The sequence below is a fragment of the Amycolatopsis sp. NPDC024027 genome (genome assembly GCF_040638975.1).
In the GTDB taxonomy this organism is placed as follows: Bacteria; Actinomycetota; Actinomycetes; order Mycobacteriales; family Pseudonocardiaceae; genus Amycolatopsis.
Window position 1 is genome coordinate 180,700 of sequence record NZ_JBEZYY010000011.1, and the last position, 13,369, is coordinate 194,068.

11 protein-coding genes are annotated in these 13,369 nt (G+C 73.8%); 5 read left to right on the forward strand and 6 right to left on the reverse strand.

Translation table 11 applies throughout. The features are described from left to right. The first annotated feature begins 90 nt into the window (after positions 1-90). Positions 91-1,143, forward strand: a complete 1,053-nt coding sequence (locus AB0F52_RS26515) for a class I SAM-dependent methyltransferase (RefSeq protein WP_360176724.1) — start codon at positions 91-93, stop codon at positions 1,141-1,143. Between the two features lie 470 nt (positions 1,144-1,613). Here the strand turns inward: AB0F52_RS26515 and folP are convergent, their stop codons facing one another. Beyond that, positions 1,614-2,492 (reverse strand): dihydropteroate synthase, encoded by an 879-nt coding sequence (gene folP / locus AB0F52_RS26520; protein WP_360176372.1) that lies wholly within the window; start codon positions 2,490-2,492, stop codon positions 1,614-1,616. A 94-nt stretch (positions 2,493-2,586) separates the two neighbouring features. Between folP and AB0F52_RS26525 the strand changes: the two genes are divergently transcribed. Next, entirely contained in the window at positions 2,587-3,234 is a 648-nt protein-coding gene (locus AB0F52_RS26525) for a rhomboid family intramembrane serine protease (RefSeq protein WP_360176375.1), read from the forward strand. On the opposite strand, the gene AB0F52_RS26530 is transcribed toward AB0F52_RS26525, so the two are convergent. Beyond that, on the reverse strand, positions 3,227-3,730 hold the full coding sequence (locus AB0F52_RS26530; RefSeq protein WP_360176378.1) for a YceI family protein: 504 nt from the start codon (positions 3,728-3,730) through the stop codon (positions 3,227-3,229). The genes AB0F52_RS26525 and AB0F52_RS26530 overlap by 8 nt on opposite strands. Further along, entirely contained in the window at positions 3,727-4,284 is a 558-nt protein-coding gene (locus AB0F52_RS26535) for a hypothetical protein (RefSeq protein WP_360176381.1), read from the reverse strand. Before AB0F52_RS26535 ends, AB0F52_RS26530 begins: the two co-directional genes overlap by 4 nt. Positions 4,285-4,405: 121 nt before the next feature. Between AB0F52_RS26535 and AB0F52_RS26540 the strand changes: the two genes are divergently transcribed. Continuing rightward, positions 4,406-7,183, forward strand: a complete 2,778-nt coding sequence (locus AB0F52_RS26540) for an AAA family ATPase (RefSeq protein ID WP_360176384.1) — start codon at positions 4,406-4,408, stop codon at positions 7,181-7,183. Here AB0F52_RS26540 and AB0F52_RS26545 read toward each other — a convergent pair. Beyond that, positions 7,140-7,958, reverse strand: a complete 819-nt coding sequence (locus AB0F52_RS26545; RefSeq protein WP_360176387.1) for an alpha/beta hydrolase — start codon at positions 7,956-7,958, stop codon at positions 7,140-7,142. The genes AB0F52_RS26540 and AB0F52_RS26545 overlap by 44 nt on opposite strands. 217 nt (positions 7,959-8,175) lie before the next feature. Between AB0F52_RS26545 and AB0F52_RS26550 the strand changes: the two genes are divergently transcribed. Beyond that, a complete protein-coding gene (locus tag AB0F52_RS26550; protein WP_360176727.1) occupies positions 8,176-8,895 on the forward strand; it encodes a trypsin-like peptidase domain-containing protein in 720 nt (239 codons plus the stop codon). A 76-nt stretch (positions 8,896-8,971) separates the two neighbouring features. On the opposite strand, the gene AB0F52_RS26555 is transcribed toward AB0F52_RS26550, so the two are convergent. Both AB0F52_RS26555 and AB0F52_RS26560 read right to left on the reverse strand, forming a co-directional pair. Continuing rightward, on the reverse strand, positions 8,972-9,799 hold the full coding sequence (locus AB0F52_RS26555) for a DUF11 domain-containing protein (protein WP_360176390.1): 828 nt from the start codon (positions 9,797-9,799) through the stop codon (positions 8,972-8,974). Between the two features lie 177 nt (positions 9,800-9,976). Further along, entirely contained in the window at positions 9,977-10,618 is a 642-nt protein-coding gene (locus AB0F52_RS26560; RefSeq protein ID WP_360176393.1) for a helix-turn-helix domain-containing protein, read from the reverse strand. A gap of 84 nt (positions 10,619-10,702) precedes the next feature. On the opposite strand from AB0F52_RS26560, the gene AB0F52_RS26565 reads away from it, so the two are divergent. Then, complete coding sequence (locus AB0F52_RS26565) at positions 10,703-12,409, forward strand: TIGR03086 family metal-binding protein (protein WP_360176396.1); 1,707 nt, start codon at positions 10,703-10,705, stop codon at positions 12,407-12,409. Positions 12,410-13,369: the final 960 nt, after the last annotated feature.

Sequence of the window (13,369 nt, forward strand, 5' to 3'; positions counted from 1 at the left end):
CTCCGGTCCTTCGCACACCCCGCACCTCTCGCGGGTGCTTCGTCGTGCCCGCAGCAAGAACGGAAACCCCTTACCGTGGCTCGTCTCGTCCTGCCCGGCGAACCCGATCGCCGGCTCTTCTCACCCCCCACGCGGCACGCGGCCGCCGCCGACGACCGGCTGTCCGCCGACGCCGCCCTCCGCTCGATGTCCACCGGCACCGCCCTGCTCTGGCGCGGCAGCTACCCCACCGCCCGGCGCCTCCTCGACGCCGTGAACCGGCGGATCCCACCGCCCCCGCCGGACGACTACCCCCGCTACCGCGCGGACCGGGCCCGCCGGGCGCGGCTGCTCTCCCTGTTGTACGTGCCACTGGACGCGGGACACGTCATCCCCCTGCGCCGGGCGCCGGACGTGCGCGCCGCGTGTCTTGCGGTTTACGGGCCGCTGCGAGAGCCCGCGGCCGTACCGTTGCGGGAGCTGCTCGGCGTCCTCGGCGCGGCGGAATGGCGTCGCCGCGGTGTCGCCGTCCCGGCGCTCGGGGCACGGATCCACCCGCACTACGGCGTGTTCGCGCCGGTGCGGCAGGAGTACGTCGACCTGGTCGCGGCAGCGCCGTTGCCGGGCACGGACCTGGCGTTCGACATCGGCACCGGCACCGGCGTGCTCGCCGCCGTCCTCGCCCACCGCGGGGTGGCGCGGGTGGTGGCCACGGACAATTCGCCCCGAGCCGTCGCGTGCGCAACCGGCAACCTGGCCCGGCTCGGCTTCGCCGGCCGCACCGAAGTGGTGCCGGCCGACCTGTTCCCCCGCGGCCGCGCACCGCTGGTGGTGGCCAACCCGCCGTGGCTACCGGGCCGGCCGCGCACCCCGCTCGACCACGCGGTGTACGACCCGGGCAGCCGGATGCTGCGCGGCTTCCTCGATAGGGCACCCCGCCACCTGACCCCGGACGGCGAGGCATGGCTGGTGCTGTCGGATCTCGCCGAGCACCTCGGCCTGCGCACCCGCACCGAGCTCCTGGCGTGGATCGCGGCGGCGGGCCTGCGGGTGGTGGGCCGAACCGAGGCGGCGCCACGGCACCCGCGCGCCCTCGACCCCGCCGACCCGCTGCACCGGGCGCGGGCAGCCGAAGTCACGTCACTGTGGCGGCTCAGCCGGTAGAGGCATGAGCAGGTCATCGCGAACCGCAGGAAGACCATGACGTCACCAGACCTCCCCCGCCCCCGACCCCGCTCTCTCCTCAGCCAGCGGGCGACGGACGAACCGCCAGCCGGCAACGCAAGCCGACCAACGACGTCACCAGACCTCCCCCGCCGCGGAAGAACCCGCAGTAGAAGCCGCGGCAGAACCCGCCCTACCGCTCCACCGCGGTAAACGAACGCCGTAGGACAAAAGCTGTCCTCGCCGGACCGGCAGGCTCCGGGATGACCGAGAACCGCTGTCCCCTCGCCTTCTCGAGTTGGGCCGCGCGGTGGTCATCCCGTCGCCTGATTGAGGCCTATCACTTTGAGCCGGGCCCGCAAGCCTGCGCTGTCGCCCCCACGTTGCGCTCTGTGTTGCGGGCCCGGCTCAAAGTGATTTCACGGCCTCAGGCGACGGGATGACCACCCCGCTCCTTCTGTCTGAGGGGCTCAGTCCACAACGGACTCGAGACCCGCGATCGCTTCCACCGCTTCGCGGGTCTCGCGGACGTTGTGCGCCCTGAACACCGCGGCGCCCGCCTGCGCCGCGATCGCCGTCGCCGCCAGTGTGCCCGCCAAGCGGTCGTGGGCTTCGACGTCCAAGGTCTCGCCGATGAGGTCCTTGTTCGACAGCGCCACCAGTACCGGCCAGCCGGTCGCCACCAGCCGGTCGAAGTGCCTGAGGAGCTCCAGACCGTGGCGGGTGCTCTTGCCGAAGTCGAACGTCGGGTCGATCAGCACGCCGCCGCGAGGCACGCCCGCCGCGACCGTCCGCGAAGCCGCCTCCGTCAGCTCGGCGACCACGGCCGCCACGACGTCGTCGTAACGAGGCCAGAACGGGCGCTGCGGGGTCGGCGCCGGGTATGGGTCCGTGCGCACCGGCATGCCGCCGACGTGGGAGCAGACGTACCCCGTGCCGAACTCCGCGGCGATCTCGACCAGCTTCGGGTCGGCGCCCGCCCAGGTGTCGTTGAGCAGGTCGGCGCCCGCTTCGCAGACCTGGCGGCCGACCTCGTGGCGCCAGGTGTCGACGCTGATGACGAGCTCCGGGTGGCGGCGACGGACCTCGGCGACGAACGGCACCACCCGCCTGCTCTCCTCGTCGACGTCGACCTCCGGGCCCTCGCCCGCCTTGACGCCGCCGATGTCCACGATGTCGGCGCCCGCGGCGACCGCGCGGTCCACCGCGTCCAGGGCCGCGGTGCCGGCGAAGGTCGCGCCCTTGTCGTAGAACGAGTCGGGCGTGCGGTTGACGATGGCCATGACCAGCGCGCGGTCGCCGGGCATGCGACGGCCCCGGAAGACCATCTCCGGCCGGTGTGACGTCATGCGCCCAACCCTGCCAGGTCACGGCTGGGTCCGGAACGCCGCGTCCGGGGCCCGCGCCGGTTATCCTCGGCCGCAAAGGGAGCAGGGGGACGCGATGAACGAGGGCCCGGTCCGCAGCGACGCCGAAGCGATGATCGCCGAGGCCAAGAAAGCCCTGTGGGTGATGGTCGGCCTGCTGGCCGTGCTGTGGGTGATCCAGCTCGTCAACGCCCCCACCGGCTACGGCCTGAGCCGGGAGTTCGGCATCGAGGCGCGCAATCCCGCGTCGCTGCCGGAGATCATCAGCTCCCCGTTCCTGCACTACGGCTGGAGCCACCTCGAGGGCAACTCGGGGCCGCTGTTCATCTTCGGCTTCCTCGCCGCCTACCGCGGGGTGAAGAAGTGGCTCGGCGTCAGCCTGCTGATCATCGTCGCCAGCGGCCTCGGCGTCTGGTTCATCTCGCCGGCGAACTCGGTCACGGTCGGCGCCAGCGGCCTGGTCTTCGGCTACTTCGGCTACATCATCGTGCGCGGGCTCTTCGACCGGCACCTGATCGACATCGTGCTCGGGCTGGTGATGGCGTTGTGCTTCGCCTACCAGTTCACCTCCCTGCTGCCGTCCCAGGAAGGGGTCAGCTGGCAGGGCCACCTCTTCGGGTTCGCCGGCGGCATCGTCGGCGGCTGGCTGTTCCGCGACCGGCGTCCCAAGGCGGTCGCCGCCCCCGACCCGGCGACCGCCCTGCTCCCCAAGGACCTCAGCTAGGCGGCTCGAGCTCCGCCTCGACGACGATCCGGACGTACCGGCCGATCAGCGGCCGGGGTGCCCGCATGCCGAGCGGGGCGCGGTCCAGCGTCCCGGTGGCACGGACGCGGGTGCCGCCGTCCGGGACGACGGTCAGGGTCAGCGGGCAAGACGTCCCGCGCAGCCGCAGCTCGCCGGTCACTTCCCAGCCGTCGTCGTGCCGCCGGGCGCCGGTGGCCGTGAAGGCCATCTCCGGCTGGGCGGCGCTGTCCAGCAGGGTGGGCTTGCGCAGGTCGGCGTCGCGGCGCGCGTTCTGCGTGTCGAGGGCGCCGAGGTCCAGCTCCGCCCGGACGGCGAGCACCTCGCCGTCGCGCACCTCGACGGTGCCCGTGCGGACCGGAACGGTGCCGCGGACCCGGTTGACGCCGAAGTTGCGGACCTCGAACGACGCCGTCGTCCGTCCACTGCGGACGGTCCAGGTCCCGGCGCGCAGCGCGGGGGCGGTGTGCGGGCTCATCGCGCACCCGCCGGGGCCGGCAGGGCCGCGTGCCGGACGCGGTGCAGGTCGACCCGGTCCGCGCCGGGCAGCAGCGCGGGGTCCTCGCCGGGCAGCAGTTCGGTGGCCATGATCGCGTCCTGGACGGCCTCGATCGTCGCCAGCGACGCGGCGAACCCCACGACGACCAGCGAGCGGTCTTCGGCGATCAGGGCGTAGGTCGTACCGACGCCTTCGATGTCCCGCACGGCGGGCCAGATGCGTTCGCGCCCGGCGCGCTGCTCGGCGGCCGACTGGTCGGCTCCGCGTGGCCCGTCGAACCAGGTGAGCTGGGCGTAGGCGGCGGCGTCCGACGCCGGCTGCACGTCCGCGACCCGGTAGACACCGGTGTCGAGCCAGGCGGTCCCGGCGGGCCGCCGGGCCGCGGCCTCATCCGCCGCCGCGGCGTCGGGCCAGAAGGTGACGACCGCGCCGGCCTGGCCGCCGAGCTGGGTGAGCGTGGCGGCGCCGAGGGCGCCCTCGCCGAGGGCGTGGGTCCCCAGCGGACTCCTGAACTGGTGGATGGTGGCGTGCATCGGATGCTCCTTTTCGCTGGTCAATGCGTTGGGAGTCACTCTCGCCGCGCTTCGCGTACCGGGCATCAGTGCCAGTACCTAGAACAACGCGCAAACCGGACGCGGAGGGGATACTGCTCGGGTGACGCGCAGCGAACCGTTCGTCGGGCGGGCCGGTGCCGTGGCCGACCTGCGCGCATGGCTCGCGGCGGCGGACGGCGGCAGCGGCGCGCTGGTGCTCGTCGGCGGCCCGGCGGGGATCGGCAAGACCCGCCTGGCCGAGACGGTCACCGGCCCGGCCGCGGTCTGGGGCCGCTGCGTCGACGACCCGGGAGCGCCGCCTTTGTGGCCGTGGCGGCGGGTGCTGCGGGCCTTGCCGGCGGCGGGCGCGGAGGTCGACCGCGCCCTCGCCGACCTCGACGACCACGCCGGGGCCGACCTGGTCGCGGCCCGGTTCCGGTTCGTCGCGCTGGCCGCCGACGCGCTGGTCGCGGCGGCCGAACCGGCCGGGCTCGTCGTGGTCCTCGAAGACGTGCACTGGGCCGACGAGGCGTCGCTGCGGCTGCTGCGGCACCTGGCCGGCGAGATCCGCCGGTCGCGGCTCGCCGTGGTCGCGACCTACCGGGACACCGACGCGGCCGGCCCGCTCTTCGAGGCCCTCCCGGAGCTGCTGGGCCGGCCCGGAACGGAAAGCCTGCGCCTCGAGCCGCTGACCGAGCCCGACGTCCGCGCCTACCTCGCCGAGGCCGGCCGGGTGGGCGTCGACGCCCGCGACGCGCTGCGGCGCTCGGGCGGGAACCCGCTCTACCTCAAGGCGGTAGCCCGGTCGTCGGCGACCGGCGGCGGCGAAGCCGAGCTGCGGCACCTCGTCCGCACCACCGTCGCCGGGCTGGACGCCGGGGCGCGGGAACTGCTGGCGATCGCCTCCGTCCTCGGCGAGGAGGTCGACGCGCACGTCGTCGCCGAAGTGGCCGCGCGGCCGGACGGCGACGTCGTCACGGCGCTCGACCGCGCGGTGCGGGCCGGGGTCCTGCGGCCCGCCGTCGCCGGCTCGCGGCGGTTCGCCCACGCCGTCGTGCGCGACGGGATCTACGCCGACCTCGACCAGGGCGTCCGCGAGGAGCTGCACGCCCGGACGGCGGCCGCGCTGGAGCACCGGGCCGAGCCGGGGGTGGTGGCGGGGCACTGGCTGCGGGCCACGGCGACCCCGGACGCCCTCGCCCGGGCCGCGGACTGGGCCGAAACGGCGGCACGGGACGCCACCCGCTCGCTCGCCTTCACCGAAGCCGCCCGGTTCCTGGCCCTCGCGCTCGACTGCCGCCGCCGCGCGGGCACCCGCGACGGCCTCGCCGCCCTGCTCGTCGACCTGGCGACCGCGGAGTACCGGGCAGGCCGGTTCGCGCGCAGCTTCGGCCACGCGCGCGAGGCCGCGGAGCTGACGTCCGATCCGGCGCTGGCGGCCGCCGCGGCGCTCGTCGTCCGCGACACCGCCGCGCCCGGCCTGCTGCCGGAGATGGCCGCGCTCACGGCGGCCGCGCTGGCCGCGATCGGTCCCGACGCCGACCCTGTCGTGCGGGCGAAGCTGCTGGCGCAGTCGGCGTCGGTCGCGGCCGACAGCGGGAAGACCGGCGAAGCGATGAAGACCGCCGACGAAGCCCTGGCCCTCGCGGAATCTTCGGGCGACCAGGAGGCGCGCCTGGACGCCGTACGCGCCCGGCTGAAGACCCGCCCGCGCGAGCTGCCGCTGGCCGAACGGCTGCGGTTCGGCGCGCTCGCCGTGTCCCTCGGCGGCCCCGCCCGGCCGCTCGTGGCGCTGTGGGGGCACAAGTGGCGGATCGACGCGGCGTTCGAAGTCGGCACGATCCCGGTCGTCGAGACCGAGCTGGCCGCGATCTCCGAGCTCGCGGCGACGACGCGGCTGCCGCTCGTCCGCTGGCACGAGCTGCGGCTGCGGGCGTCGGTGGCCGCCTACCGCGGCGCGTTCGCCGAGAGCCGCGAGCTGAACCGGCTCGCGGGCGAGCTCGCCGGGGCGGAACTGGCCGAGGACCGGTCCACGCTCGCGATGTCCTTCGCCTTCTCCCAGCAGCTGGCGGAGGTGGTCGGCGACCCGGCCGAGCTGCCCGACGGCTACGACGAGCTGCTGGCGATCGCGCCCCCGATCCCGATCTCGATCGTCTCCCGGCCGCTCTGCGCCCTGGTCACCGGCCGCCGCGACGAGGCGCGCGCCGGGTACGACGCCTTGCGCCCACGCCTGCGCGACCCCGACTTCCTCGGACACTCACCGGGCATCGGCCCGAACCTGCTGCCGCTGCTGGAGGCGTTCGAGGACCTCGAAACCGCGGAGTGGCTCGCGAACCGGATGGCCGGCGAGCCACCGTTCGGCTCGGGCGGGGCGGGCACCTTCTGCAGCGACTGCTCGAGCAGCTGGACCGGCCGCCTGGCCGCGCTCCTCGGCCGGCACACCGAGGCCGTGCCGCTGTTCGAGGCGGCGATCGCCTGGGACACCCGGCTCGGCGCCCGGCCCTACGTCGTGCACAACCGCGTCCGCCTGGGGCGCGAACTCGCTGCCCTGGGCGAGCCGGCCCGCGCGGAGCCCCTGGCCCGGCAGGCCGCGGACGAAGCCCGGCGGCTCGGCATGCCCGGCTGGGTCCGGGACGCCACCGCGCTGCTCGACCGGGTGCGGACCGAGGCCGATCCGCTGACCGGCCGCGAACGGGAGATCGTGGCCCTGGTGGCCGGTGCGCTGAGCAACCGCCAGATCGCCCACCGGCTGGTGCTGTCCGAGCGCACGGTGGAAAGCCACGTCCGCAGCGTCCTGGCCAAGCTGGGCCTGGCGAACCGGACCGAGGTGACGGCGTGGGCGCACCGCCGCGGTCTCACGGTGCCGGCCGGGGCCGGGAGCTTCCGGAACTCCCCGTGAGCCGGTCGAACGCGAACACCGCCTCGGTGAACTGGTCCGGGTCGAAGTCCATGGCCTGGTGGGCTTGGCCGCGCATCGGCACGACGTCGGCACCGGGAATCCGGTCCGCGACCGCCTGGGCGGCGAGCCGGAGATAGCCCCGGCTCTCCGTGCCGGCGAACAGCCGGACCGGGACGGCGATCTCGCCGAGCCGATCGTCGAACACCGTGTTCTCGACGGCGTCCAGTTCACGCGGGATCGTGGGCGCGGCGGCCACCCGGGCGCGCCAGACCGGGGTGCCGCGCATCGCCTCGACGTCCGCCGGAGGGAGCCGGAGCGCCTCCTGCAGGAAGATCTCGAGGAGCTGCTCGGGATCTTCCGCGGCCCGCATCCGGCTTCGCGCGTCCGGGCCGACCACGGCCCCGCCCGGCTCGGGCCGCGGCGGTTCGTAGGCCACGAGCCGCCTGACCGCCTTCGTGGCCCGGACGGCTTCCAGCGCGCACAGGGCGCCGTAGGAGTGCGCGAGGAGGTAGACGTCTCCCCCGGCGGCCTCGGCGACCGCGGCGATGTCCTCGCCCTCGCGCCGGATGTCGTACCCGGGCGCTTCGGCACGGCTGAGGCCCCGGCCGCGGCGGTCGACGAGGTACAGGCGGTAGTGCCGGGCGAGCCGGTCCTTCACCGCCGACCAGCGCGTGTGGTCGGCGCCGGTGCCGTGGACGAGGACCATCGGCGGCCCGTCGCCGGTGGTCTCGAAGCCGATGACCGTCCCGTCGGGCGAAGTGACCGATGCCGTCATGGTCCGAGGCCAACCGCGTCCGCCGGGTCCGCCGCCGCCCCGCGCCGAAGACCGCGCTTTCGGGCGGCCCCGTCCCTGTGCGGCGCTGTGCGGTCGCTATGAGGTCGCTGTGCATCCGGCTCCGCACGCTGCGGATGCGGCGGTGCTGTGGTGATCTGAAGCGGTGGCGATCGAGTTTCCCCGCACCGCGCTGACGGCCGCGGCGGCGTTGCTGGTCATGGGGACCGGGCTGGTCCTCGGCACCGGCACGACCGCCGACGACGCCTACGCCGCGGGCGCGCCCGCGGCGGTCACCACTCCGGTTGCCACGTCCGTCGCCCCACCTGCGCCGCCTGCGCCGGCGAAATCCGCCGCCGCCTCCCCGGTCGGGGCGCTGTTCGCCGGCGGTCGCCACTTCTGCACGGCGAGCGTCGTCCACTCCACCGCCGGCGACCTCGTCCTGACCGCCGCGCACTGCGTCCGGGACGGCATGTCTTTCGCCCCTGGCTACCACGACGGCGTCGCGCCGCTGGGGATGTGGACGGTGACGTCGGCGGCCGTCTCCGGCGGCTGGACGTCTTCGGCGGACCCGGATCTGGATTTCGCGTTCCTGACCGTCCGGCAGACCGGAAACCCGGCCGCACTGGAAAGCCTCACCGGCGCGAACGTGCTCGGCACGAATCGCGGATTCGCGCACCGGATCACCCTCACGGGCTACCCCGACACGACCGATTCCCCGGTCGTCTGCGACGGGGACACCACGCGTTCCGGCGGTTACCAGCTGCGCGTGGCGTGCCCCGGTTTCCCGGACGGAACCAGCGGCGGGCCGTGGGTGACCGGCGGCGCGGTGATCGGCGTGATCGGCGGTTACCAGCTCGGCGGCGACACCCCGGACGTTTCCTACAGCGCCTATTTCGACGACGACATCGCGAAGCTGTACGCGTCGGTCACCGGTTAGCGCTGGCGGCCGGAACGCGAAACCGGGCCCATGTCCCTGGCGGAGGACACGAGCCCGGTTCACCTCTCGCGAACCCTCAGCAGGTCACGATGAGCCCGGTGAGCGCCGAGCACGTCTTCGACGCGCTGTCGTTGGCGGGGTTGGGATCCGACGGCGAGCTCGCCGTCCGCTTCGCGGTCGCGGTGTACGAACCGAGCGCGAGCAGGCCGCCGTTCACCGAGAACTTCGGCGTCGCCGACGCGCCGCTCGCGAGCGAAGCGACGTCACAGTTCACGGTCCGGGTGCCGCTGACGTGGGCGCACCCGGAGCCACTGGCGAACGACAGGCCCGCCGGATACGTGGCCACGACCCGGGTTCCGGTCGCCGTGGCGGGGCCGGTGTTCGTCACGGTGACGGTGTAGTCGATGCGCGCGTTCAGCCCGCCGTGCCCGGTGGCGCCCAGCGCGACCTTGACGTCGGCCTGCGTGGCCGGCTCGGCGATGGTGATCACCGGGCCGTCGAAGGTTTCGAAGGCGTAGTTGTCGCCGACGAACTGGTGCTGCAGCGTGAACGACCCGGGTGCCGCGGTGTCCTTGACGCGCAAGGTCCACACCGTGGTCTTCGTGCCGCCCGCCTCGAGATCGCCGAACGCGGCACGGTAGCTGCTGCCGGCCTGGAAACAGCCGACCGCCGTCGTGTTGGTGCAGGACACGACGTCGGCGACGTCGACGATCGCGGTCGGGGTGCCGTAAATGGCGCCCTTCGCGAAAGTCACCGTGAAATCGCGGTCGTTGTGAATTGTTTGCGTGATCGTGAATGTCTGTCCCGGCAGCACCGTGGTGGGACTGACTTCGACGGAACTGGTGGGCGTGTCCGCCTGCGCAGCGGGGGCGATTGCGATGAACGCCGTGGCCAGTGCGGCCACCGAGGACAGGATCGTGGTCCTTCGCCAGGTTCTTTGCATAGTCGTCATCTCGCTGTTCCAGTCCGGGGAATGCCGCTCTGACAGATCTTGCATAGGTCTTTTTCGGACGCCGACGCTGATCAGTCGTCGCGCTCCCGGAATTCGTTACCGCCATCCGGACGCGCCCCGGCACCCCCGTCAGGCGGGACGCCAGCGGCCGTTCATCTCACCGGGCCGGGGCGGCGGCCCCGGCAGATCCGGGCCCTTCGCCGACAACCCCTCGATGAGCAGCGCGAGGTACCGGTGCCGCAGCTGCGACGTCCGTTCCTCGTCGTCGACGCGGATGGCGGCGCAGCACTCGAGGATCATGCCGATGTCTTCGGTGACGGCGTCCGGCCGCAGGCGCCCGGTTTCGCGCGCCCGCTCCACCAGGTGCTTCGTCAGCTCGCCCGCCCGCCGCGCGTCCTGGCCCATCTCGGGGGTCGGGGTGAACGTGCCGGCGAGGTGGACGGTCAAAGAGTGCACGTCGAGTTCGACGACCCGGGTGAGGAATCCGGTCAGCGCCGCCCAGCCGTCCGGTTCCTCGGCGGCGACTTCGGCCTCGCCGATGTACATGAGGAGTCCGTCGTGGCAGATGCGGCAGAGCAAGGCCTCCTTGCTGGGGTACCGGCGGTAGAGCGCGCTGATGCCGACCCCGGCGCGTTCGGCGACCTGGGAGATCGGCGCCTTCGGGTCACCCAGGAAGACGTGGCGGGCGGCGTCGAGGATGACGATGTTGTTGCGGGCGGCCTGGCCGCGGCGGCCGGGCAGGGCGGTCTCGGGCGGGGCTGTCTCACGCATGGGCCGAGATTAGCACTGGAACGGATCGTTCCGGTCTGCTACAGTTCGGAACGAAGCATTCCGTTCCACCCGAAGGAGCCAGTCATGACGGTCCCCGCCCTCCGCCCGTTCCGCGTCGAGATCCCGCAGCCCGCCCTCGAGGACCTGCAGAACCGCCTGCGCGGGGCGCTCTGGCCGGACGACCTGCCGGCGGAGTACGGCGTCACGAACGAGCGGGTCCGCGCGCTGGCCGAGTACTGGCTGGAGAAGTTCGACTGGCGGGCGTTCGAGGCGCGGCTCAACGCACACCCGCAGTTCGTGACGGAGATCGACGGCGAGACCATCCACTTCCTGCACGTCCGCTCGTCGCGGGAGGACGCGACACCGCTGGTGCTGACTCACGGCTGGCCGGGCTCGATCGTGGAGTACCTCGACGTGATCGGCCCGCTGACCGAGCCGGCGTCGGCCGACGAACCGGCGTTCCACCTGGTCATCCCGTCCCTGCCGGGCTTCGGCTTCTCGGGCCCCACCCGGTCGGCGGGCTGGGGCACGCACCGCACCGCGGCGGCGTGGACCGAGCTGATGAGCCGCCTGGGTTACGAGAAGTACGGCGCGGTGGGCAACGACGCGGGGTCGATGGTTTCGCCGGAGATCGGCCGGAACGCGCCGGAGAAGGTCGTCGGGGTGCACGTCACCCAGCTGTTCTCGTTCCCCTCCGGCGACCCGGCCGAGCTGGCGGACCTGAGCGAAGCCGACCAGGCCGCGCTGGCGCACCTGCAGTGGTTCTACGAGAACATGTTCTCCTTCAACACGCTGCACAGCCAGCAGCCGCACACGCTGGCGTTCGCGCTCGCGGACTCGCCGCTGGGCCTGCTGGCGTGGAACGCGCAGCTGTTCGGCGAGCACCTGGACCCGGAGTTCGTCCTGGCGAACGTGGCGCTGTACTGGCTGACCCGCACCGGCGGCTCGTCGATCCGCTTCTACTACGAGGACGCGCACACGACGTCGCACCCGGAGGGCCCGACGACGGTCCCGACGGGCCTGGCGATGTTCGCGGGCGACTTCCAGTCGATCAGGCGGTTCGCCGAGCGCGACCACGCGAACATCGTCAGCTGGAACGGCTACGACGTGACATCGAGCAGCGGCGGCCCCCGCGACGCGGCCGGCCACTACGCGGCCCACGAGGCCACGGAGGTCCTGGTGGCCGACATCCGCCAGTTCTTCGCGGGCCTGAACCGCGGCTCGTCCTGGCCGATCCTGGAGGCGGCCCACCAGGCCCTGCGGTCGGCGATCGCGGGTGTGACGGACTGGTCGGCCCCGACGCCGTGTGCGGAGTGGAACGTGACGCAGGTCCTCCAGCACGCAGCGGGCGACCAGCTGGGCTACGCGGCAGCGATCACGGGCTCGGACGGCCCGGACTTCAACCCGTTCGCCCCGTCGGGCACGCTCCCGGCCCCGGCGGCGGAGTACCTGGAGCCAACCCTGTCCGCCTCGGCGGCGGCGTTCGCGACGGTGGCCCAGGACGCCCCTTCGGTCCCGACGCCGTTGCCGCAGGGAGCGTTCCCGGCCCCGGTGGCGGTGGGAGCGGCGGCGTTGGACGCAGCGGTCCACGCATGGGACATCGCCAGGGCGGCGGGCCAGGAGTCCCCGCTGACGCCGGAGCTGGCCGAGCAGCTGCTCCCGGTGGCACGCCAGCTGGCCGAGCCCCTGCGCGGCTTCGCGTACGCCCCGGCCTTGGAGGGCAAAGCGGACGACGACGCGGTCGCGACGCTGCTCCGGTACCTGGGCCGCAACCCGGAGTGGACCGCCTGAAGCCGGGGACGCGGGGCAGGGGGCAGGGGGAAGGGGGCAGGGGGCGCGCGGCCCCGAGGGCCGGGGAGCCGGGGGCCGGGGAGCCGGGGGCCGGGGAGCCGGGGGCCGGGGGCGTCGGGCCTCCGGGGGGCGGGGGGCGGGGGGCGGGAGTGTCGGGCCTCCAGGGGGGCGGGGGGGCGGGAGTGTCGGGCCTCCGGGGGGCGGGAGTGTCGGGAGCCGCGGTCGCGGCCCCGGCACTCCCGCACGCACGCCATCAGCTCCGCTCCAACCTCCAGCGACGGGCGACTTCGGCAACCGAGCGGCAGGGTTTTGTCCCAGCCGCGTGACCACCGCAGGCCGCTCCACCGCCACGCCTCCGGCCCTCTTGACTCGCGCCCCTCCTCCAGCGAGACCGCACCCATCCACTTCTTTGACCACGGCCCTCCCCGCCCTTCGGTCGCCCAGCAGCGGGCCCGCCCCCGGCCTGCTGGCCAACCTGGCCCCCGGCCACTGCCCACCCTTTGACCACGGCCCTCCCCGCCCTTCGGTCGCCCAGCAGCGGGCCCGTCCCCGGCCAGTTGGCCAACCTGGCCCTCGGCCACTTCTCACCACTCCGACCACCCACAAAGGCCGCCGCCCCCGCCCCGGCCACTCCCCAACACCACGGTCGCACCTTCCGGCCCTCTTGTTCTCGGCCTTCCCACATTCCGGCCGCCCAGCCAAGCCACCACCCCGGCCCAGCGCATGCCACTCGTCGCTACCCCGGCCCACCAGCCAAACCCGCCGCCCCGCCCGCGCCAACCAACCCTCCTGCCGCCTACCCGCAGCAGACCTGCCATCCCGGCTCCCGCCACAGCCCCCGCCTCCTCGGGCGAGAGTTCCTTGTTCTCCAAACCCCTGGCCCAAACCGGGCGATGACAAGGTCCGGACCCGCGGCGAGATCGGGATGGCACACTGGCCGACTGTGCGTGCCGACGTCGC

What these genes read in the sequence shown, in the direction of transcription:
- folP (WP_360176372.1), bottom strand. Translation starts at nt 2,492, where the DNA reads ATGACGTCACACCGGCCGGAGATGGTCTTCCGGGGCCGTCGCATGCCC.
- AB0F52_RS26545 (WP_360176387.1), bottom strand. Translation starts at nt 7,958, where the DNA reads ATGACGGCATCGGTCACTTCGCCCGACGGGACGGTCATCGGCTTCGAG.
- AB0F52_RS26565 (WP_360176396.1), top strand. Translation starts at nt 10,703, where the DNA reads ATGACGGTCCCCGCCCTCCGCCCGTTCCGCGTCGAGATCCCGCAGCCC.
- AB0F52_RS26530 (WP_360176378.1), bottom strand. Translation starts at nt 3,730, where the DNA reads ATGAGCCCGCACACCGCCCCCGCGCTGCGCGCCGGGACCTGGACCGTC.
- AB0F52_RS26550 (WP_360176727.1), top strand. Translation starts at nt 8,176, where the DNA reads ATGGGGACCGGGCTGGTCCTCGGCACCGGCACGACCGCCGACGACGCC.
- AB0F52_RS26525 (WP_360176375.1), top strand. Translation starts at nt 2,587, where the DNA reads ATGAACGAGGGCCCGGTCCGCAGCGACGCCGAAGCGATGATCGCCGAG.
- AB0F52_RS26560 (WP_360176393.1), bottom strand. Translation starts at nt 10,618, where the DNA reads ATGCGTGAGACAGCCCCGCCCGAGACCGCCCTGCCCGGCCGCCGCGGC.
- AB0F52_RS26535 (WP_360176381.1), bottom strand. Translation starts at nt 4,284, where the DNA reads ATGCACGCCACCATCCACCAGTTCAGGAGTCCGCTGGGGACCCACGCC.